The organism is Paenibacillus sp. Marseille-Q7038 (assembly GCF_965111595.1).
On record NZ_CBCOOM010000001.1, the window covers coordinates 3,237,997 to 3,259,018 of the forward strand.

31 protein-coding genes and 2 pseudogenes are annotated in these 21,022 nt (G+C 40.4%); 2 read left to right on the forward strand and 31 right to left on the reverse strand.

Annotated elements, in window-relative coordinates; all coding sequences use genetic code 11:
* Positions 1 to 25 precede the first annotated feature (25 nt).
* Both ACWPWY_RS15395 and ACWPWY_RS15400 read right to left on the reverse strand, forming a co-directional pair.
* Positions 26 to 514, reverse strand: coding sequence for a hypothetical protein (locus ACWPWY_RS15395; RefSeq protein ID WP_454192454.1), 489 nt, complete (start codon positions 512 to 514; stop codon positions 26 to 28).
* Positions 511 to 894 carry a hypothetical protein gene (locus ACWPWY_RS15400; RefSeq protein WP_454192455.1) on the reverse strand — a complete coding sequence of 128 codons (384 nt, stop codon included), beginning with the start codon at positions 892 to 894 and terminating at the stop codon, positions 511 to 513. The genes ACWPWY_RS15395 and ACWPWY_RS15400 overlap by 4 nt, the downstream gene beginning before the upstream one ends.
* A gap of 272 nt (positions 895 to 1,166) precedes the next feature.
* Here ACWPWY_RS15400 and ACWPWY_RS15405 point away from each other — a divergent pair, with 272 nt between their 5' ends.
* The gene (locus ACWPWY_RS15405) at positions 1,167 to 1,982 is read left to right on the forward strand and encodes a DUF4097 family beta strand repeat-containing protein (RefSeq protein WP_454192456.1); all 816 of its coding nucleotides are present in this window, start codon (positions 1,167 to 1,169) and stop codon (positions 1,980 to 1,982) included.
* A 318-nt stretch (positions 1,983 to 2,300) separates the two neighbouring features.
* Positions 2,301 to 3,746 carry a methyl-accepting chemotaxis protein gene (locus ACWPWY_RS15410; protein WP_454192457.1) on the forward strand — a complete coding sequence of 482 codons (1,446 nt, stop codon included), beginning with the start codon at positions 2,301 to 2,303 and terminating at the stop codon, positions 3,744 to 3,746.
* Positions 3,747 to 3,865: 119 nt separating this feature from the next.
* On the opposite strand, the gene ACWPWY_RS15415 is transcribed toward ACWPWY_RS15410, so the two are convergent.
* The 29 genes and pseudogenes from ACWPWY_RS15415 to ACWPWY_RS15555 all read right to left on the reverse strand — a co-directional run bounded on the left by ACWPWY_RS15415 (position 3,866) and on the right by ACWPWY_RS15555 (position 20,743).
* Entirely contained in the window at positions 3,866 to 4,264 is a 399-nt protein-coding gene (locus tag ACWPWY_RS15415; protein ID WP_454192458.1) for a hypothetical protein, read from the reverse strand.
* Positions 4,265 to 4,273: 9 nt separating this feature from the next.
* Positions 4,274 to 5,401, reverse strand: a complete 1,128-nt coding sequence (locus ACWPWY_RS15420) for a WXG100 family type VII secretion target (protein ID WP_454192459.1) — start codon at positions 5,399 to 5,401, stop codon at positions 4,274 to 4,276.
* A 164-nt stretch (positions 5,402 to 5,565) separates the two neighbouring features.
* Complete coding sequence (locus tag ACWPWY_RS15425; protein ID WP_454192460.1) at positions 5,566 to 5,886, reverse strand: nucleoside triphosphate pyrophosphohydrolase; 321 nt, start codon at positions 5,884 to 5,886, stop codon at positions 5,566 to 5,568.
* Between the two features lie 322 nt (positions 5,887 to 6,208).
* Complete coding sequence (locus ACWPWY_RS15430; RefSeq protein ID WP_454192461.1) at positions 6,209 to 6,460, reverse strand: hypothetical protein; 252 nt, start codon at positions 6,458 to 6,460, stop codon at positions 6,209 to 6,211.
* A gap of 1 nt (position 6,461) precedes the next feature.
* Entirely contained in the window at positions 6,462 to 6,935 is a 474-nt protein-coding gene (locus ACWPWY_RS15435) for a hypothetical protein (protein WP_454192462.1), read from the reverse strand.
* 81 nt (positions 6,936 to 7,016) lie between these two features.
* Positions 7,017 to 7,592, reverse strand: coding sequence for a WXG100 family type VII secretion target (locus ACWPWY_RS15440; RefSeq protein ID WP_454192463.1), 576 nt, complete (start codon positions 7,590 to 7,592; stop codon positions 7,017 to 7,019).
* A gap of 163 nt (positions 7,593 to 7,755) precedes the next feature.
* The gene (locus tag ACWPWY_RS15445; protein ID WP_454192464.1) at positions 7,756 to 8,079 is read right to left on the reverse strand and encodes a nucleoside triphosphate pyrophosphohydrolase; all 324 of its coding nucleotides are present in this window, start codon (positions 8,077 to 8,079) and stop codon (positions 7,756 to 7,758) included.
* 657 nt (positions 8,080 to 8,736) lie between these two features.
* Positions 8,737 to 8,970 (reverse strand): immunity 22 family protein, encoded by a 234-nt coding sequence (locus ACWPWY_RS15450; RefSeq protein WP_454192899.1) that lies wholly within the window; start codon positions 8,968 to 8,970, stop codon positions 8,737 to 8,739.
* Positions 8,971 to 9,311: 341 nt separating this feature from the next.
* On the reverse strand, positions 9,312 to 9,677 hold the full coding sequence (locus ACWPWY_RS15455; RefSeq protein ID WP_454192465.1) for a hypothetical protein: 366 nt from the start codon (positions 9,675 to 9,677) through the stop codon (positions 9,312 to 9,314).
* Positions 9,678 to 10,105: 428 nt separating this feature from the next.
* Positions 10,106 to 10,741: a hypothetical protein gene (locus tag ACWPWY_RS15460; RefSeq protein ID WP_454192466.1), complete on the reverse strand. Its 636-nt coding sequence runs from the start codon at positions 10,739 to 10,741 to the stop codon at positions 10,106 to 10,108.
* Entirely contained in the window at positions 10,742 to 11,518 is a 777-nt protein-coding gene (locus tag ACWPWY_RS15465) for a hypothetical protein (RefSeq protein WP_454192467.1), read from the reverse strand.
* 51 nt (positions 11,519 to 11,569) lie between these two features.
* A complete protein-coding gene (locus ACWPWY_RS15470; RefSeq protein ID WP_454192468.1) occupies positions 11,570 to 11,824 on the reverse strand; it encodes a WXG100 family type VII secretion target in 255 nt (84 codons plus the stop codon).
* Positions 11,825 to 12,002: 178 nt separating this feature from the next.
* Entirely contained in the window at positions 12,003 to 12,434 is a 432-nt protein-coding gene (locus ACWPWY_RS15475) for a DUF5643 domain-containing protein (RefSeq protein WP_454192469.1), read from the reverse strand.
* Between the two features lie 184 nt (positions 12,435 to 12,618).
* Positions 12,619 to 12,921 (reverse strand): DUF4179 domain-containing protein, encoded by a 303-nt coding sequence (locus ACWPWY_RS15480; RefSeq protein WP_454192470.1) that lies wholly within the window; start codon positions 12,919 to 12,921, stop codon positions 12,619 to 12,621.
* A 189-nt stretch (positions 12,922 to 13,110) separates the two neighbouring features.
* Positions 13,111 to 13,239 carry a sigma factor-like helix-turn-helix DNA-binding protein gene (locus ACWPWY_RS15485; RefSeq protein WP_454192471.1) on the reverse strand — a complete coding sequence of 43 codons (129 nt, stop codon included), beginning with the start codon at positions 13,237 to 13,239 and terminating at the stop codon, positions 13,111 to 13,113.
* Positions 13,240 to 13,294: 55 nt separating this feature from the next.
* Positions 13,295 to 13,519, reverse strand: a complete 225-nt coding sequence (locus ACWPWY_RS15490; protein ID WP_454192472.1) for an RNA polymerase sigma factor — start codon at positions 13,517 to 13,519, stop codon at positions 13,295 to 13,297.
* Between the two features lie 11 nt (positions 13,520 to 13,530).
* Entirely contained in the window at positions 13,531 to 13,683 is a 153-nt protein-coding gene (locus tag ACWPWY_RS15495) for a hypothetical protein (protein WP_454192473.1), read from the reverse strand.
* A 146-nt stretch (positions 13,684 to 13,829) separates the two neighbouring features.
* A pseudogene (locus ACWPWY_RS15500) lies at positions 13,830 to 15,268 on the reverse strand (radical SAM protein).
* 27 nt (positions 15,269 to 15,295) lie between these two features.
* Positions 15,296 to 15,805 (reverse strand): prolipoprotein diacylglyceryl transferase, encoded by a 510-nt coding sequence (locus ACWPWY_RS15505; RefSeq protein ID WP_454192474.1) that lies wholly within the window; start codon positions 15,803 to 15,805, stop codon positions 15,296 to 15,298.
* A gap of 388 nt (positions 15,806 to 16,193) precedes the next feature.
* Positions 16,194 to 16,457: a B-box zinc finger protein gene (locus ACWPWY_RS15510; RefSeq protein ID WP_454192475.1), complete on the reverse strand. Its 264-nt coding sequence runs from the start codon at positions 16,455 to 16,457 to the stop codon at positions 16,194 to 16,196.
* Positions 16,458 to 16,865: 408 nt separating this feature from the next.
* A complete protein-coding gene (locus tag ACWPWY_RS15515) occupies positions 16,866 to 17,327 on the reverse strand; it encodes a DinB family protein (protein ID WP_454192476.1) in 462 nt (153 codons plus the stop codon).
* 35 nt (positions 17,328 to 17,362) lie between these two features.
* Complete coding sequence (locus ACWPWY_RS15520) at positions 17,363 to 17,836, reverse strand: HugZ family pyridoxamine 5'-phosphate oxidase (protein ID WP_454192477.1); 474 nt, start codon at positions 17,834 to 17,836, stop codon at positions 17,363 to 17,365.
* Positions 17,837 to 17,925: 89 nt separating this feature from the next.
* The gene (locus ACWPWY_RS15525; protein WP_454192478.1) at positions 17,926 to 18,699 is read right to left on the reverse strand and encodes an ABC transporter ATP-binding protein; all 774 of its coding nucleotides are present in this window, start codon (positions 18,697 to 18,699) and stop codon (positions 17,926 to 17,928) included.
* Between the two features lie 3 nt (positions 18,700 to 18,702).
* Positions 18,703 to 19,083, reverse strand: coding sequence for a FecCD family ABC transporter permease (locus ACWPWY_RS15530; protein WP_454192479.1), 381 nt, complete (start codon positions 19,081 to 19,083; stop codon positions 18,703 to 18,705).
* Positions 19,084 to 19,147: 64 nt separating this feature from the next.
* Entirely contained in the window at positions 19,148 to 19,402 is a 255-nt protein-coding gene (locus ACWPWY_RS15535) for an iron chelate uptake ABC transporter family permease subunit (RefSeq protein ID WP_454192480.1), read from the reverse strand.
* A 58-nt stretch (positions 19,403 to 19,460) separates the two neighbouring features.
* Positions 19,461 to 19,604: pseudogene (locus tag ACWPWY_RS15540) on the reverse strand (iron chelate uptake ABC transporter family permease subunit); the annotation flags it as partial.
* 115 nt (positions 19,605 to 19,719) lie between these two features.
* Positions 19,720 to 20,064: an ABC transporter substrate-binding protein gene (locus tag ACWPWY_RS15545; protein WP_454192481.1), complete on the reverse strand. Its 345-nt coding sequence runs from the start codon at positions 20,062 to 20,064 to the stop codon at positions 19,720 to 19,722.
* On the reverse strand, positions 20,058 to 20,525 hold the full coding sequence (locus ACWPWY_RS15550; RefSeq protein WP_454192482.1) for an ABC transporter substrate-binding protein: 468 nt from the start codon (positions 20,523 to 20,525) through the stop codon (positions 20,058 to 20,060). Before ACWPWY_RS15550 ends, ACWPWY_RS15545 begins: the two co-directional genes overlap by 7 nt.
* Before the next feature lie 95 nt (positions 20,526 to 20,620).
* Positions 20,621 to 20,743 carry a hypothetical protein gene (locus tag ACWPWY_RS15555; protein WP_454192483.1) on the reverse strand — a complete coding sequence of 41 codons (123 nt, stop codon included), beginning with the start codon at positions 20,741 to 20,743 and terminating at the stop codon, positions 20,621 to 20,623.
* Positions 20,744 to 21,022: the final 279 nt, after the last annotated feature.

Consider the following 21,022-nt stretch of genomic DNA (forward strand, 5'->3'; position numbering starts at 1 on the left):
AATTAACAAGTGTCCTTTTGTATTATTACTTGTACTTCTTATCCCACTCTCGTTTCCATGTACCGTAATTCAGTCCCGAAAACTCCTCCAGTGTCCGTCCATCGAGTGAGTACACCCATCCATCAACAGGGACGTCTGAATCCGGTAAGCTGTATCCGCCAATCACCTCGTTCTCAGTCTGCATTATATATACGATCGTTTGGCCCTTAGGGTTGTCAGGGGCTTGATCTAATGGATGATTCTTAACATAGAATTGAGAAGTAAAAATCATTTTCCCGATATACGAAGCGGCTTCCACCGATTGAACACTCCAATACATTTGATGCGGCAGCTGCGTGAGATCTTCCCTTTGAAGCCTACGTGCATAAACTTTGTCTTCTTGCCGAATGATTTCATAGCCTTGTTTTGTTAGAAATTCACCAGCAGGGGAGTCTACCTTTTGGATTGTGTGATTACTGCATCCAGTGGTCAAAAAAATCAAAACAATTAGTAAAGTGAGACCTCTCATTTTCAATTGTCCGATCCTACATATTTCTGAAGAGATTTGAATACGAGGAGTAACAGTTCACAACATACTTTCCATAGGACGAACAGAACACCCAAACCTATTGCACCTGCAACAAAACCAAGAAGAACATTATCTGTTTCTACTCTGGTAGTTACACTTAGGTCTCTTGAGACGATCTTCATGTATGGAAAGTTCTCTGCAATATATTTTCCGAATTCAATTGCAAGATATATGATCCCAATCATCCCAGTCCAAAACAAAAGATATACCAAATTCTCTGCAGGCTTTCGCCCCAAGGTAAATAGTTCACTTATCGTTACCGGTTCGATCTTTTTCTTTGTAGTTTTATCCGGATGTTCAAACTTCTCTTCATTCTTCTGTTCCATATCGCTTCTTCCCCCATTACTGCTACAGATTATATATCCAATATTATACATTCATATTATTGAATTAAAATTACAAAGCATGAAAAAAGCGCCCTTGGAAAACGAGGCGCTTATCTTGAATTGCGTCTCCTTTGATAGGAAGTGCAACGTCTCGCATATTACTGGCTACATTACAACTTAGTACATCCATTCAATTCTATAGTTTATGGGTATACATTGATTAGATGTAACCATAAGACCCAACTAACTATAATCGAAATGAGTGAAGTAATATGAAGAAGTTATTTTTCGCCCTATTGTCTACCATGTTAGTCCTTAGTGCCTGCGGTAAAGAGGATCATGATCATCCGCCTAATCAGAGTGACTCATCTGTTCAAAACGATACTACTATTCATCCGAGCCAAAATTCCGATCAGGATAACAGAGTGAACCCTCCCCCCACTTCAGCTGCTGGACGAAGTACATATACCAAAGAATTAAATGCAGCAGATATCCATTCGATTGAAGTGAGTCAGCACTACACGGGAAATATTTTTATCAAAATGGAACCTAATACGGACCATATTACCGCTACTCTAAATAACGAAGAAGTGAATGAAGAGATTGCACCCGAACTAGTTCTCTCAACAGATAGCCAAACTCTGTTTGCAGAGGTGCGAGTACCGGGTGAAACGGATACTAACTCAAGCCATATCAATACGAGTTCAAATAATGTAAAACTTAATCTAACCTTTATTATTCCTGAAAAAGCATATGAACATATTTCACTCATCACGCAAAGCGGTAATATTACAGTGGAACGGTTAAACACCAAAGCGATGGAGATCAAAACTGATGCAGGTAACCTTGATATGAAACAAGTGAGTACTAGCCAGTTGAATGCCGAGTCGGGGGCGGGCGATATCTTTTTCCAAACAGATATTCCCGAAACATTTACCTTCCTAGCCGGGACGGGCTCCGGCAAAATTGAAGTGCTAGGAGAAGTGATCGAACAAACAGAGTCATCTGAACCGGACCATACCGTTGGTAACGGAGCTAATGAGGCAAGGCTCATTACTGGAGCCGGAACTGTCCGAGTATATCAGTAAAATAGTGTCACTCCATCTACACCTAACCCTTAGGATTAAGGGGCTTAGGTGTTTTTTTACGATTGTACGAGAAGAAAGATTAGATTACTATCCCTATTCATCTATATAAAATCTCATTGTAACTGTAAATTTTGACTATAAGATATGACCGTATTTCAGACGATATAGTAAATAGGCCTTTATTATAGAGTCCGTTTTACCTACGTATATGGCGAACCTTTCATAAGAGCGAAACGAACGCGTAAACGTTGCAGGAACATTTCTATAACAAGTGGTCCCTAATAAAAAATCATCACCTAAATCGGGAGGAAATAAGGAATGACGCAAGAATTAAGTGAATTGCATAAACGAAATGGACTCATGGTTAGATTGTTATGGATTTGTACAACTCTTGGGCTCGCCGCAAGTTACCGAAGTTTGGATATCATACTCGCGATCCTATACACTGCCATTCCTGTAGTAGCAATATGCACCCTGTTCTATCTTAAGAAGTGGTATGTGAATCAAACGATGTATTTTGTCGCTGTTGGATTTAATGTCATTTGTTTTACCTTTATGTATGCTAGTAAATCTCCCGGAGATTATGTCATTCTGTTGCTTGGACTGGCTCTAACCTCTCTCTATATGGATATGAAGCCACTGCTTCTCAACGGGATCATCGGACTCGCTGTGCTCATCTATTTCTGCTTTGTCATCTATGTTGGTGAAAATACACTAGGTATCAACGCCTATTATTTAGTCACTTGGATAACCCTGCTCGGTCAAAGCACCATTGGAAAACGAATGCTGATAAATATGAGATCAAGCATGCAAGAATCGGAACAGGCTAGACAAAAGGTGGAGCTGCTCATGACTGAAGTACGGCAAGTATCTAACGTAATCACTACGTCGGGAGCAGAACTTAACGAAAATGCGAATATGGCAGGAAAGATTAACAATGAGGTGTTGCTTGCTTTTCAAGAAATATCAACGGGGATGGAATCTCAAGCAGATAGTGTGTCTGACATTAGTTCTGCAATGCATGAATTAAATGAATCTGTGCAGAGAACGTTTGATGCCTCAAACACCACAAGTGACCGAGCTCGTAAAGCCGTAGAGTTAACAAGGGATGGCAAGATTCAGGTTACTGAACTGAGTTCTCTGATTCACCTCGTATCTGAAATTGTGGAAGATACAACGCAAATGATCGAAAAAGTGAATAATGAAAACAAGAAAATTGGCGGGATTCTCACTGCTATTCAGGAAATCAGCACACAAACGAACCTGCTTTCTCTAAACGCATCCATTGAAGCGGCACGTGCAGGTGAGCATGGACAAGGCTTTGCCGTCGTTGCTACTGAAATTCGTAAGTTAGCCCAGTCTACCCAGCAGTCATCAGCCGATATTGCCGAAATTTTGTCCTCTATTCAGAAAGATGTGAGCAGTGCAGCCATACGTATTTCCGAAGGCAAAGAAGCATCGATGGCAGGAGCGACTTCTACTGATATTATTGAAGCACTCTTTACGAATATTGACATCAACAATAATGAAGTGATGGAACAAGCTGTCCACCTGCAGAACCTCAATAGTCAGCTCCAGGAAGCTTCTGCTCGAATTAATGATGAACTAAATTCTGTATCCTCTGTGACGGAGCAATCCGCTGCCTCTGTAGAAGAAGTTCTTGCCAGTGCTGAACTGCAGCAGGAACGAGTTACCGATATGGTAGAGAGTATTGTGAAACTTAACGAGACGGCGCAAAGTTTGAATAAAGTTTTGCAGGGATAAGTGTATTGATGAATAAGAAAACCTCTTTCCTCGTTATTTGCTTGGAAAGAGGTTTTTTATAAATTTCGTTCGGATCTCCCACCCGCTTAATGGCAGTTCACGGTGTGGAACATATAAGATTAATCATAAACTATATATACATTGCTTCCGTTACTCTTAGCTTGTTCTAAAAACTGCGTAATCTCACGTGCAACTTCAGGCAGTATGGGTACGATATTCTGAGAGGCTTCAACTGCCTTCACATCTAACCTTTTTAAATTGAATGATTTAAATAACTTAATAGTAGTATCAAGATTTGTTAATTCCCAAGGACTTTCTTCGTACCAACCTTCATGAACGTAATATTCATGCAAGATACCATCATTGTAAGCTTCATAATGGCACATTAAATCTAATATAGTTTCAAAGTAACCCGTCCACATTTTAAGAATCTTTCTTTCATTGAACTTTTCATAGATAAAAGCAATTTCAGGCTCGCCTTCAAACCCTGCATAGTAGGAATCATTAATTATTTCCATTTTCATATTTTACTCCTTCCAATGCCCTTGGTCTAAAATTCTAACTTGTTCTGGAGTAGCAGTTCCAGCTTTTCTAGCGGCAATTGCATCATACCATTTGTACCCTTCGATCCACTCATTTTCCCCAATCTTGAAGAAGGACTGTGGTTTGTTCCCACCACTACCTGGGACTGTTCTTTGTATTACCCAAGTGTTTCCTTGGTCAACAGGTGCTCCAGAAGTTCTAGTATGCCATCTTACTTCGTATTTATATGTTCCGTCATTCCATTTGTAGGTTATTTGCTCATAACCATCAGCCATTGACTTCGCCTTCATGTTCGTGTTTTCTGGTATTTCGATTGGTGCTCTCTGGGAATACTGCTTTGCTATAGCTAATTGTTCATCAGCACTCATGTCTGAGAATTTTTTATTACCATTAGGCATCCCTTCAGGCCTATTATTCCCTCCCGAACCACCTGGATCATCAAGCTGACTTTTCTTCAACAGCTTCCCTATCGTTAAATATACAGCTGCCTGGCTTGTCACATAGCCCGCATAATATCCTGTACCTTTTTCTTCTATATCTTGTTTCATTTGTTCTACAAACTGTTCTGCATCGGCTCTTGCGGTTCCACTCCCCCAGGCGTAATCCCATGCGAAACGTACACCTATTAATACATCAACTACTCTTCCAACTGTAAATGCATATCCTATATCATATGCTGTTCCGAAGGGGTTCTCCCATAAACTCTTTCCCGTACCTACTACATTATTAAAGAGCCCTTCGATCGTAGCTCCTACTCCCTTAAGCGCAGAGGCAGTATAATCAACACCACTTTCTAGCTTTGCCTCCACTTTTGGAGGTAAGCTAGGCATAACGATCGCCGATCCTCCTTCACCATCCGCTTCAGCAAAACTCCTTGCTATAAAGTTCAGCTGGGCAATCGACGAAATTTTCTCCATCGTCACACCCATGGATAACCTGGCCGATAAATACTCCTGAAAAAACCGTTCTTTTGTCGCTCCTGACCAGCCTTCACTTATAAAATAAATTTGCTTATCTAATTGATTGCACATTCGTTCCAGTTCCTGACGCTGGTTTAAGAAGTGTCTGACAACTTCCATCAGCTGGTCAGGTGAGACCAATATTTTCACCATAAGGCTTTCACTCTCACTGTTAGTTAAGGTGAATAGATTCTATCAAATAATGGAAATATTGCATCTGCCATTTTTCCTTGAACTTCTATTTAATCTCTATCTTATGTACTTCATAAAAGGAAAATTCAGTGAATTTCTAGATATGTTTTTTATGACTGCCTCTACTAATCTACCTCCACGAGAAATATCTTGTCTTTAAATGCACCACGCTGATCGGCTTTCTCTTTACCAATCTTATTTAGTTTCTCTTCACTAATACCATGAACCGAAGCCAGTGCGTAAATGACCTCTAGCATATCCGCTAATTCTTCATTAGCAAGTTCATCTGTTTCTGCTTCTTGATATTCTCTATGTTCCTCTTCCAGCTTTATTCTCAACGCTGACTTGTATGTTTCCTCATCTAGAATTAAAGTCTTACAACGTTTCCCTTGAGATTCGATGATATTCGGAATTAAATCCCTTACTAACTTATTATAGGTTCGCACGTTTATATTAGTCTCCTCTCGATCTCAATCTATTTATCTAACACATCAAATCATTCAAAATACTTCTATATCAATAAAATTATTAAATTGGATTTTTAAATATCAAGAAGCAAAGTTAAAAAAACAGATCAATCATGGTGGTATCTGACCATAATCGACCTGTTCTATGTAACGCTTTAGTTTAATTAGGTGATGCTTTTCAAGCAATATTGTGTGTACAAGTGAAAAGACAGGGATCTACATAAGTTATATGTTTTTGGTTGGGTGATTGATTTCTTCGACGCTGGATAGTCCAATTCCCACCATTTCAAGACCTAGATAATCATGATTCAAATGCTGTTCTTTCCGGAAATTCCCCCCCCTCCCTAACTAAGCAAACCACAAGTCTTTGAGCCGCTCTATCGAAATAAAATTTATTTGGAATATTAGGATCAGGTAAAGACTCTAGCTCAGTAAACTTCTTAGTTATCTTATTCAATTCAATCTTCCCCATAATATCTTCATTTGGACCAAATCTGTAAACAACCGTTTCGTCATCTTCGTGATCTTTTAATAGCAATACATATGAAGCCATTTTATTCCTCCTCAGGTGGATGCCACGAACGGCCAGAATCAACAGTTCTATCGTGTGCCCTCCTATAGTCTGTTTTAAAAATACCTTCAAACTTTGATTCAAAAAGCTCATGCTTCAATAAGTCAATATCTTGTTGTTTAAATGTCCCTTTTTGAAGTCTATCCCATGCTTGTCCTATTTCATAATCTGCTTCAAATCGTCCAACACCATGCTCTTTAATATGCTCTTTAAAAAACACATGATTTTTTATTCTTTCAATTCTATTTTCGGGCATACCTGTATTTTTAGCAATACTCTGAATATCTACATTTGATTTCCTAAAGGATTCATACATTGCATCAGCCGTATCAAGACGCTTTAAATATTCATCAACTGAAAGTTCTCTTCCACCAGTCTGAACATTACCCGTCCCCTCAGTCTTACTCTTTTCACTCAAGCTAACCAAATCATTATTCTTTACGTGGCTTTTCTTCAAAAGCTTTCCTATCGTTAAATAAGAAGCTGCCTGACTTGCTATATAGCCAGTATAATACCCTCTTCCCTTTTCTTCCTCTTTTTACTTTATTTGTTCTAATAATTGTTCAGCATCTGATCGTGCAGTCCCCGTCCCCCACGCATAATCCCAAGCAAAGCGTGCACCTAATAATGCATCGACTGCTCTCCCAACTGTAAATGCATATCCAATATCATATACTGTTCCGAAGGGACTCTCCCAAAAGCTCTTTACTGTACCAACTGCATCGTCAAATAGCCCTTCGATCGTAGCTCCTACTCCCTTAAGCGCAGAGGCAGTATAATCAACACCACTTTCCAGCTTTGCCTCCACTTTTGGAGGTAAGCTAGGCATCACAATCACCGATCCTCCTTCACCGTCCGCCTCAGCAAAACTTCTGGCTATAAAGTTCAGCTGCTGAGCAATGGATGAAATCCGTCCCATTGTTACTTCCATGGATTGACGAGCGTCGAAATATTCCTGGAAAAACCGTTCTTTCGTTGCCCCTGACCAGCCTTCTCTTATAAAATAAATTTGCTTATCTAATTGATTGCACATCCGTTCCAGCTCCTGACGCTGGTTCAAGAAGTGTCCGACAACATCCATCAGCTGGTCAGGTGAGACCAATATTTTCACCATAAGGATTTCACTCTCACTGTTAGTTAAGGTGAATAGATTCTATCAAATGTTGGAAAATATTACATCGGTCATTATTCCTTTAACTTCTATCTCATCTCTATCTTATGTACTTCATAAAAAGGAAAATTCAGTGAATTAATAGATACGACTTTCATCACTACCTCTACTTATCCACCTCCACGAGAAAGATCTTTTCTTTAAATTCACCTCGCTGATTCGCCTTCTCTTTACGAATCTTATTTAACTCCTCTTCACTAATACCATGAACAGAAGCAAGTGCGTAAATGACCTCCAGCATATCCGCTAATTCTCCATTAGCAAGTTCATCTGTTTCCGCTTCTTGATATTCTCTATGTTCCTCTTCCAGCTTTGCTCTCAGTGCTGACTTGTAAGTTTCCTCGTCTAGAATTAAAGTCTTACACTGTTTACCCTGAGACTGAATGATATTCGGAATTAAATCCCTTACTAGCTTATTATAGGTTCGCACGTTTTATATCATTCTCCTCTCGATCTCAATCTAACATTAATTTAACTCATAAAATTATTAAAAACACTTCTAAATCAATACCTGTCGGAAGGAGATCTGTCCACTCTAAACTAAATAACTAATCAGATGTATATTGGGATTTCTTTAATCCTTTTCAATTACGACTTCGTGAGTATTTAAATGCTAATCGGCTTACTTCGATACATTGGAACAGATATGCCGAACTCTTAACATCAACCTGCATGACTTATATATGCACACTTGGCAAGGTACTCGCTACTCCAATATAAGGTATCAGTTACGTTGCCCTCAACAAAGTCCTATTCTTTGCATAACACCTTTACTGTAGTTGTCGTGATTTCCATCTTGAAAGGTGCGAAAGTTTCTTCCTCTCTCTCACTATCGCCACAGGGTAATCTACAGTTGCGAATAAATTTTAATAAATTGCAAGAAACTGAACACAACAAAAACAGGCCAATCACGGTGGTATCTGACCATAATCGACCTGTATTATCTAACGCTTTAGCGTTATTTAGGTTATGCTTTTCAAGCATTACTGTGCGTACAAACAAAATGGTGAAATCTTTATACGGATATTACATGGGTTAGATGTGTTATTGTTTGAACGATGGGGTCACTCGATACTGGGTAGCCCCATTAATGATATTCTACCGTACCTAAGAATCTCAGGTATTTGGAATGAATTGTAGCTTCAACAATTTCATCATAAGAGAATCCTTCAAGTAATTGATTAAGATCATTACTTGCTTCTTCATAATATTCTGCTTCTCTTACTGCATCATCATATCTACGAATCTCAAAGTGTTTAGCAAAAATAGATGAAATAAAATCTCCTTCATCTGAATAAGAAACAACACGTAATCTATCCAGTTCCTCGGAAGATTGGACACCCTACCCACAGAGATACGAATCCTTCTTTTTCTATGTTAAGCCTCCTCTAAAAACTGACTTCATCAAGTTTCTCTAATACTTGATTGTATATTTATACTTGATCACAATTCATGCTTTAGTCTTCTCTACTTCACAATCGATACATGTAGTGTTTAATATTCAATCGCTAATATGTAATTACAAATGTTTCATATATTCACTACGATCCCTTCTCTAGAATTAAGACACCCTTAAGAGGTAATCCTCAGTTAAACTTCTTTAATTGTTGTTGATATTTCTAACTGAAATATGAGTTTGGTTAGCAAATAAAATCATCTTAGTCACAAAATAGCTCTAAAGGTTTCCTTTGGAGTTATCTTTCTAACCTTGATATGATCTGATAGCGTCTTATACCAATCAGGGCGTTGAGCTTTAATCAAAGACAAAGCTTCAGTCAATGCAATTCCTTTTAAGTTTGACAATTTTTCATAATCAATTTGTTTATTAGTTAACCATATATTTGCTATAGACTCACCACAACATGCTACAATCATTTCATCGTAATTACTATCATTTGAGACCTTAATTAAAGTATCAACTGTATCAGTATCCTGGAAGTTATTTGCCAATTCAATTACTGCATCATCTTTCTCTGCCTCACTTGTTGTTGGGTCTAACAAAATTTCTAATAAACTTTCTTTATCCATCCATATCACTTCCTCAGCAGAAATGTATACCTACTCTTCGTCCTCCCGACCAGTAAAAGGATTAAGTACATTTCTTTATCATATAGTCTGGCATCAATACGGAGTTAATCGGTTAATCATCATTCTTGCAATACGTCACCCCTGCTATTTCAAAGAAGAAATCATCAGCAAATTCGATTGAATCAATTGACGAAAGTTGGTTGATATTCAATTTTCCCCATCGAATTTTCATTTGGTCCATATTAATATACTACTCTATCTTCGTCCTCAAATTCCTTTAACATCAATACAAAAACTGCCATGATTCTCTTCTCACCCTTATCTTTTTTCTCGCAATTCAAACGGCCTTTCAGAATCTATCATCTAGGCAGCCCCACATTAATATTGGCATTTAGACAAGCAGCGAGACTGTCCATCGTACAATTCATTTACTTTTTACTAAAGTATTCATTTACTATTGCAGTTAATTGGTCATTTCCTAACTCAATGTTAGTTAAATAATAAAGGAAAAAGTCTTCTACTTCACTTTGATTGAAAAGACTAAGGTATTGAAATGCAAGTAGTGTAGTATTATCTACCCCATAATTTTTTTCTAAGTTTGATTTTATATAGTGAATTACTTGATTAATGAACCTATTATCTTTTGACTTAAAAAGGAAGTTAAGAATGAATGTAATCTTCTCTTCATTCTCCATTTCAATAATCTCACGCACTTCATTCTCTTCTAGTTCTTCTTGTAATAACTTTTCCTTAACCAAATTGAATTTTTTTAAAGCTTCTAATTCATCATTGTAATAATCCTCCCAGAAACTTAGATAAGCAAATTGCTTCGGTAATAAGGCTGAGCTATTATTGGGTTTGTTCCACAATATCCAATCTGGATTCACTTTATCAGATACTATTTCAAATAAGGAGGTTGAATAAGGCACCACTTGATTTACATCATTTTCTATCCTGTAAAATTCCTCACCATTTTTGCTTGTCTCCACAGAATAAACTATATACTTTTTAATCACTGATAGATTCTCTTGTCTCTCGGCATCCTTTTTAAGGCATACTCTCATTTATCTTACTCCTTTAACATTAAAATCAACGTCCAATTCATTTATCCAGAATAGGTCATTTTCATTTTCTCTGAGCTTCTTAGGTTTAGATACTTTAAGTTTAATATCAAATGGACTAATTTCTCCTGTTTTTTGATTTTGATAAAAATGAATTTCTCCCTTTCCATATGGGGTTTCATACTGTTGCTTTGATGTCATTTTAGCCCAATCTTCAATTTCACTTCCGTCATTAGTTAGTATCCTTCGAGCCTTTTTATCCCATAAATCCTCGCCTTTAATAATAACATCAGAGTTAGACAAAACATCTTCTATAAGAAGTGAATGCTTATACTGTTGATGTTTATAAATGTCACTAGCATCACCCGTCCCCTCAGTCTTCCCCTTTCCACCTGAACCTCCCGAACCACCCGGTTCATCATGCTTTAGAAGCTTTCCTATCGTTAAATAAGAAGTCGCCTGACTTGCTACATAGCCAGTATAATACCCTCTACCTTTTTCTTCCTCTGTTCGCTTCATTTGTTCTAACAATTGTTCAGCATCTGATCGTGCGGTTCCTGTCCCCCACGCATAATCCCATGCAAAGCGTGCACCTAATAATGCATCGACTGCTCTCCCAACTGTAAATGCATATCCTATATCATATACTGTTCCGAAGGGACTCTCCCAAAAACTCTTTACTGTACCAACTGCATCGTCAAAGAGCCCTTCGATCGTAGCTCCTACCCCCTTAAGCGCAGAGGCAGTATAATCAACACCACTTTCTAGCTTTGCCTCCACTTTTGGAGGTAAGCTAGCATAACGATCGCCGATCCTCCTTCACCATCCGCTTCAGCAAAACTTCTGGCTATAAAGTTCAGTTTGCTGGGCAATCGACGAAATCTTCTCCATCGTCACACCCATGGATTGCCTGGCCGATAAATACTCCTGAAAAAAACGTTCTTTTGTCGCCCCTGACCAGCCTTCACTTATAAAATAAATTTGCTTGTCTAATTGATTGCACATCCGTTCCAGTTCCTGACGCTGGTTTAAGAAGTGTCTGACAACTTCCATCAGCTGATCAGGTGAGACCATTATTTTCACCATAAGGATTCACTCTCACTGTTAGTTAAGGTGAATAAATTCTATCAAATAATGGAAAATATTACATCGTACATTATTCCTTTAACTTCTAAAACTTCTCTATCTTATGTACTTCATAAAAAGGAAAATTAGAAAACAACAAGAGCGACCCTTAATGGATCGCTCTATACCTCCTATTCCTTTATATCCACTTCGAACTCAAGTTCAGGAAAATAGTTTTCATGATATTCCCTTCCTCGTCATACTTAAATAATCCTTCTTCTGTTTCACTACGCTTGGACTGATAAGGCTTGATAATAATCTTAGAGGGGACAGAGGAAAAAGGTTCTAACCGAAGATCTTCTGTTACCTCAGTTCCGTTTCTTTCATAATGTGCATTTCCAGTAATTGATCTCAAGTCATTACCTTTGTCATCCAACACTTCATACTCAATATTCATCGTTAGCGGATCATATTTTACTCCCTCAGGAAGAACGATGTGAGTCGAGATATTCGTCGTTATTGGTGATAACTCTACTCTCTTCAAGGTTACCGTATAAATCCCTTCCGTCTTGGTTACATGTGGAGAAATATCGACCGTGTCCTCGCTGTTCTTTTTGACAGGAATATTCATGACAACGGGTTCTTCTAGGTTTTTCATATCCAAGTTTACTGTGAGTATAAAAGATTCGGGAAAGGCAGTCTCTTGCTGGTTTCGAAGATCGGATATCTCTATTATTGTAGAATTCTGCGTGGCTCCAGGGTACATGAATGTAGGTATACTTTTATTTGGGGCATACTTTTCAATATTTTTCCCGTCAATCTGCGGCTTTTATATTCTTTATATCATCATTCAACTTCTCTCCCACTTGAACCGAAGAGTCCAGTATCATACGTTCTAAACTCAGTGAGACCCTCGTACCATCATAGATGAGTTCGGGGACCGTAAATTTGGTATTCCCTTGAACTACACTTACATTTGGTTTATCCGCTAGACCTTTTTCGGAAGCGGTCCTGAGCCCAAGGTCACCCGCAAATGCAAATACACTCTTCATCCCGGGAATTTGCTGTAACGAATCGGCCATCGTTGGTGACACAAATCCACTCCCTACAATCACCATGACAGCTGATCTGTACCGCAATCGTTGAAACTGTAATTTTCTTCCACATCTTCTTTCTCCCCCTACGCTTCGTTTTATTTTGATAGATCTCCTCCATCACCCGATCCGTAAGATCGAGAGGCATCTCTTTTTCTCGTATCATTCGGATGACCTGATCCATGGGTTCCTCTTTTTTATGTAAATGATTCTTCATACACGCGACCCGCCTTCCCCATTTCTTTTGATCAGTTTTTTACGTATACGCTCATATTTCTTTCTCGCCGTAGCCGCCTTGATGTTCATGACTTGTCCGATCTCATCATAGGAGTAGTCTTCCACTGCGCGAAGCGGAGAATATGTTTTTCATCAAAAGAAAGATAATCCATTAGTATCTCTAATCTGTCAGTGCTTTGGGTATCCTTCTTGTATGCCATTTCTGCCGAGTAGGTATTCTTAAAGAATTGGAGCACTCTACATCTCGGAATTTCTTTTTATTGAGATTCATACAGTGGTTGTACGCAATTTTGTAGAGCCAAGCTGAAAAGGAACCAGGGCTTTTGTAACTTAGCATGTTCTCATACGCCTTAATAAAAATGTCCTGGACTGCATCCTGTGTCATTTCGGTCTGCTTTAATAAGTATAACAATACACATAGATTTGCCTTTGATACTTCTCGACAATGACTCTATAGGGCTCGGTCTCTCCCTGCTGTATCCTCTGGATCATATGATCTAAATGTAATTGCTCACGATCGTCTGTACTGTTCCGCTGTATAGAGTTCAAAGATGCCTCTCCCTCCTTTCCACGCCTATATAACAATCTGGAATCCCAAAATGTGACATTACATTAAAATAATCCCGATAAATTCTTCACACAAAAATAAAAGCCGGATCGCATCTCTGCTCTCCGACCCTTCTCTATCCTAAAATCTAATTCTCACTCGTTGGTACGACCTTGGTATCTCGATCCCATGCGGTTACAATCTCATTTTTCCGTTCTTTCAGCGACTCTTCCTTATCGTCCCTATAGAATAGATTATATGTATCAAAAGGAATAATACGTCCATCAGGATGGACAATGTGAACACAGGACTTTTTGACAGAACGCACATCAAAATTGTGCGCATCGAGGAACTGCATATGATCACCCGGAATACGTTGTCATACGTAATCTCTTCGGGAACAGTCGCGAGCGGCGGCAAGAGAGCAGGCTTTTCAGCGATAGAGCAGAAGATTCCGGCGAGTGTCCGGTCGACAATAGCCCAAACATTTTATCTCTGATTATGGGATCTTGTTCATATATAATCGTATTGCTGTCCCCTTCGAGTAAAATGCCCGGATCGATCATTCCTGTCAGCGGGATAACTTGTCCGCCAAGCTTCAGCGCATATCCCATTGCCAGGCAGTCCGGATGACATGGAACCGGCAAAATATCATCATCCTCAAATACTTCCGATTGATCAATAATCATCTGTCTCACTTCACTTACCGTCAGGCGATCGGTTGCAGGGTCATATCCTTCGAGTCTGCCTGCGGCCTGAATGGGCTGGATCGTGACTCCACGAACTGCTTTCTGCTGAAGTCCATACTGAATAATATCACCGATCTCTCCATCATTAAGCCCTTTTTTTAGGGTAACAACGAGTGTAGTCGAGATATTGAATTCATTCAGATGATCAATTGCCTGCTGGCGAATTCTTCTTAGATCTGCCCCTCGTAGTTCTTTCAGTACATGTGCTTCAAAACTGTCGAACTGCAAATAAACCTCAAACCCAGGAGCATATTCAGATAACTGGCGAGCAAACTCCCGATCCTGTGCAATGCGAATTCCATTCGTGTTCACCATAATATGCTTGATGGGACGCGATTTACACCTATCCAAAATTTCAAAAAAATCAGGATGTGTCGTCGGTTCGCCTCCACTGATTTGCACGATGTCTGCTTCGCCTTCGTTTTCTATAATACGGTCTAACATAAATTCAATCTGAGCAAGTGATCGATACGAGGTGCGATGCGGGGAAGATTCTGCAAAACAGATCGGACACTGCAGGTTACAGTGATCTGTAATCTCCAGTAAGGTCAGGCGACTATCGCCTCATGATCTGGACATAACCCGCAGTCATAAGGGCATCCGTACTTGATCGGGTATTCCACACGAGCGGCATTTCCGAAGGCTTAATAAACTTACGGGTCCGGTGATAATACTCCACATCGGTGGAGATAAGCACTTTCTCCGGTCCGTGAATAAGGCATCTTTTGACCATGTAAATCTTACCGTCTTCTTCGATGATTTTGGCTTCTACTTTGCGGTAACAGGTCGTACATATACTGTTTGTCAGCTCGTGATAGAGATAAGGACGGTTAGGCATGAAATCGCTCCTCCTGTTAAATACAGATTAGACCTGCATATTGGTATTCGTTATGTGATGATCTACCTTCTTCTTGCCATAAATAAGCCAAGCATAATAGAGCAAACCGGCGATGCAGGCGAGCTGAATATTATTCAGTCCCAGATAAGGATGTGGCGTTGGTTTGATCCATTCAATACCCAGACGAAACAGTAAATATCCTGCCATAAACCACTGAAACATCCGCCCCGATACATATCTTTCTTGAGTAACACTGCTACTTTTTCCCCGGCTTTGACGATACAAAGGTATAAGCAGAATAGCCAATATCATAAGAAAGAAAATTTCATAAAGTCGCGCTGGATGACGGTAAATCCCGTCTCCAAAATCCACACCCGTAATCCATGTCGTTGGCGTACCATAAGTATGGTCGTCCAGTCCTGTCAGGAAACAGCCGATTCTTCCGATACCAAGACCAAGCATCAACGGATACACAAAATCGTCCCCCGTCGATTGGGACCAGCCAACCCAGCGCTTAGTGAGTTCTACTCCGATCAATCCCCCAAGCCGCCGACAATGGTCTTCCCGCCCCATAAGAGTTGTCCTTGACTAAGATGCTCCCAGGTGGCGACCGGGTCCTCCAACCAAAACAGCAACTTGGCACCAATCGCGCACCCAGAATCGTACCTGCTAAAATTTGCAGGCTCATCAGGGCAGACATCCCGCTCGGTCTTCGTGTCCATAGATAGACCCTAAATCCGATAAAATAGCTAAGAGACTCAAACAGTACATGAGGGTGAATCCGCAAGGACCCAAGATATAGATATACAGGAAAATCCATTGGTCCACTCCTAGATTGAGATAGTAAACTCGTATTTGTGTGTGCGAATATAGTATTGAACACTAGAGTAGTTAGAATTAGAGAAGAATAACGTAATAACTAACATTAGTAAGATAATATCAAGGCACCGCATATCGTAATCAAGAGTATCGCAAGTCCGCCAATGATTGCTAAAATTGCAACAATGACTTGCAGAACAACATTTTTCTTGGATGTATGTATAGAAGAAATGGCTTCATTCTTGGTACACTGATCACGGCAATATCCAGTCGCTGGATCATAGCAGTCCTGGCACACCGGTTTCCCACATCTTCTACACTGAGCAACTGCCTGCTTATGAGGATGGTTCATACAGAGGAATTCTGCCATTACTTCACCTCTATTGGTAAGTTTTGTTATCCATTGTAACTTTGTTTTTTATTATTATGCTAGAACGTTGTGAACTTCCATCCTTAAATGAGAAGACATTCTTTATTTTTTGATAAAAGGATCGTATCCTTTCTCCCGGATCGCAGTAACCAGCTAGATATGAGTTCACAGATTATATACTAAATAATCCATTTAAATGGATACATAAAAATTTCATTTCTACATATTGCAAATATATTATTCTGTCTCGACACACAAAAGAACCCAAGAGGTTATCCTCTCGGGTTCTATCTATTTAGCTTTAATTTTTCACCGATCTGCCTGATTTACGCAGGCTCTCTCACTCATCACCAAACTCTATATATCTACTCAACACCTAAATTTTTAATTCATACCTACTATATGTTTTTATACTTGCTTCGCCGCATGCAGTTTCTTTATATACGAGATTTGCCCTGCATGAATGCCTGTATGATACATCAGACGTCCTACGGCTTCAAGCGGTGTAGAGTCCCCAATAGGACATTTCTTGATTTCATTCCATTCTTCCTCGGACAGCTCCGACATCGCCTGAATAAGCCAAGTTTGAGATGCTTCTAAAAATGCTACAAGTTCTTCTACATTCGTAAATGTTTCTTTACTGCGGGTAGCACCTCGGTGGGTATGAATCACAAGATCTTCCGGCATCGGCTTATTAAAAAACCAAGCCGCAAACATGTATTCTACCTCCGCATTATGCCTAAGCATATACCCAATAGAAGTATCGTCCATTTGAAGTGCGAGTTCCTCTGTAGTCAGTCGCTTTACCGTATTTAGAAAACGGCTTTGAATTGCATTCCAGACAGGCATAATCGTAGCAAATGTAGACATTTCCAGCTTTCCTCCCTTTTCCATTTCATCTCACGCTATATGATTCGTTCTTTATTTCGTCTTTTTGCACTGCTGGCGTGACCATCACGGGCTACATGCTCAATGTGGTCTCCAGCAAGGTCTAGATCAAAGGCAAGACCGAAGCCTGCTACATATCTTCCTATCTGCGGAGTAAGCTCGAACAAGGAGAAATCGAGTCCGCGCAAGATCGTTACAAGTTTCGCTGGAAACTTCTCTTCAAATAAAGCGAATACTTCTGGATGTCCCTCATTCCCTACATTTTTTGCTGTACAAGGAAAACGAGCCCGCTGTCTTGCAAATAGATTGCTCGAAGTTGCTTCATCCTCAATTAACAATACATCCACTTGCGAACGTTTATCCAGATGATGATAGTGATTTGCAATACGACTGATATAGATATACATTTTACTGTCGTGAGCTACAAAAGGAGCATAAGAAATGAAGGGGTTCCCTTCCTCATCTACCGTACTTAACATGAGTGATCGCATGACTCACCTGTAAATTCAACATACTTACTTTTTACTTCTTCCATATTGATCCGATTCATATTCATCATGTTTATTCCACCCGCTCTATCCTATATTTTATGAAGTACATGTATTCTAGGTTTTCTATCTTTCGTCAACTCTACATCGACTTCAACGCCGTATACACTACGGATTAATTCTTGGTTTAGTACATCCTTCGGAGTTCCGTATGCTTTTCGCTCTCCGTTCTGAATGACACATACTTTATCACTGTATAGACTCGCATGGTTCAGATCGTGCAGTACCATCACTACGGTAATCCCGAGTTCCTTATTCAGTGTCTTCACGAGCTCTAGCACATCCAGTTGATGCGCAATATCCAGATAGGTGGTCGGTTCATCGAGTAATAACAATTTGGGACGCTGGGCAAGTGCCATGGCGAGCCATACTTTTCTTGACTCCCCGCCTGATAAAGAGTGAACGAGTCTCTGCTCATACCTTGTCATGTTCGTCTGTTCAAGTGCCCACTGAATGATCTCACGGTCTTCCTGAGTGAGTTGTTCGTACCACTTTTTATGCGGCATCCGTCCAAAACCAACCAAATCTCCAACTGTCATATCCGTAGGGCTTACATTCGATTGAGACAACATACATAGTCGCTTCGCTACTTCTCGGACATTCATTTTTTGGAGTTCCTTACCATCAATCGTAATCTCTCCGCTTGCGTAAGGAATAAGGCCGGATATACTTTTGAGCGGCGTAGATTTCCCTGATCCATTGGGTCCGATGATGGAGACAACTTCTCCTTTTTGAACGGGAAGTGATAAGTTCTGAACGATCGGACGTTCTCCGTAGTGTACATGTACCGATTCTACTTGCAACAAGTGCTATGCCCCTCCTTTACGCATCAGATACAGAAAATAAGGCCCTCCTACCATCGCCATCACAATACCCGCCGGAATTTCAAGCGGACTAAACATCGATCTGCCAATGGTATCCGCCACAATCAATACGACAGCCCCTAGCGCTAAGCTAAAAGGAAGGCTGTATTTATAATCCGAACCGATCATCATACGTGCCATATGTGGAACGATTAGACCAACAAAGCCAACAAGCCCAACCATGGAGACGGAGACGGAAGCAAGAAAGACAGCAACAAAAGAAAGCGTAAACCGCACCCGATTTATATTTTGACCGAGGTTATGTCTTTGCCTGTTCACCCAGCCGTAAAATATTTGCCTGCCGAATGCATAGAAGTGCCGATCCATCCCACCGCAGAATAAGGCAGAATCGCTAGTACCGCATCCATTCCTTTTCCCGATAAACTACCGTTCATCCACGAGAGCGCGCGGCGGGTAATTTGTCACTGTAGAGAATAGATAGTAGTCCAATAACTCCGCCAAAGACGGCATTGACTGCTACCCCTGATAAAATAATGCGAATGGGCGTTATCCCCTGTGTCTTGGTCCAAGCCCATCCATAAACCATGGTCATAGCGATCCCTCCGCCGACAATAGGCGCAATGGGAATAAGCGAAGATAACTCTGGCTTCACCAGCATGATAAAAAGTACAGTAACGGCGGACACCGCTGGAAACCCCAGTTAGCCCAGGGTCTGCCAGCGGATTATGCATTACAGCTTGAAGCGGCGCACCCGAAACCGCGAGATTGGCTCCAATGATCAGCGCGAGGATCACCCGCGGAATACGTATATTCCATAGGATCGTGTTCCATTGTTCACTTCCCGATCCCGTTAAAGTCTGGAGGACTTCAGCAGGAGATAACCTCACGCTTCCGATGCCGATAGCAAGAATAATAATGATCAGTAAGATGAGGTACGTAATTGCAAGAAGTAACTTCCGGCTTCTCAGTCAGCCTTGGTGTATTCACAAGCTTATAGTCCCCCTATTCCCCGTACAAAACGGAAGAAAGTGCTTTATAAGCTTCAGGCGTTTTGGATAGGGAAGCTACACCAAACAAGTTGTAATCCAGCGTTTTCATTTTTCCATTCTTGAAAGCACTCATCTTCTCCCATGCGCCGTTCTTCTTCACATCTTCCTCAAACTTCTTCGCTACGGCTTCAGCGTCTCCGTGAGCCACAAGTAAAATCACGTCCGGATTGGCTTCTACTACACTTTCCATATTAAAAGGAACATACGTCTCGGTGGACTGCATTGTATCCGTAAGTACATTCGTTGCTCCCAGATTTTTAGCGAGACTGCCCGCAAATGTATCTTCATTCATCAGCATGAGATAATCTGTGGAACCGAATAGAACATGACAGAGGGTGCGTCTTTTCCTTCTACAGATTTCACAACTTCTGATTCCTGTTCAGCAAAGGTACTCAATACCTGCTCTGCCTCGGCTTCTTTGCCATAGAGACGCCCTATTGCAACCAGTGAAGCTTTGAGACCATCTAATGAATCAACCGGGAGGTATGCTCCCTTCAAACCGGATGGTTTCAGCATTTTTTCAATGCTGTCTTTAATTGATCCAGGTGACAGGATTGCATCCGGCGTAAGGCTTGCGATCACTTCGAGATCCGGCTGATGAGATGACCCGACTTTCTGTACATCTTGGTAAGTCGCTGGCAGTTCACTTTGTGTGGTCGGTACACCTTCTAGCGACAATCCTAAGTCATTAAATAATTCCGTGATGGCTACTGACAAAGTTACGGTCGTACTCGGTGTTTTATTATCAAATTGAGACAAAATCTTTTCTACTAGCGCTTCGTCTACCGCAACCGTTGCGGCTTCCTCTCTTGGAGTCGTATCTTCCGCTCCTGTTGTTGGTGTTGTATCTGCGGCTACTTGTCGCGCTGAGCATCCGAACTGGTCTCACTGCCGGACCCTTCCTGATTCCCACACGCCACCATAACAACCATGGTTAAAGCGATCATTCCTAACTTCCACGTTGAACCCTTCTTCATATCCTCATGCCCCCTGATTTATTGTTTTCTCTCTATGTAGACGTATAATTGATAATGATTATCATTATATGTTTGTTGATAATGGTTATCAATGGACTTTTTCCGTCTACCCATGGATTTTTTTTTGACAGAGTTAGACCAATACATGGGGTAAACCTATTTCCTCATCCGATCTCTTTCTCCTATTTCCTATTTTTCGGTATTCTCAAAAAAATTTGTGCAAAGTCGACTAGCCTTATATCCTCTTATTGAGTAACGTTTAGTAATAAAAGCCCTTTG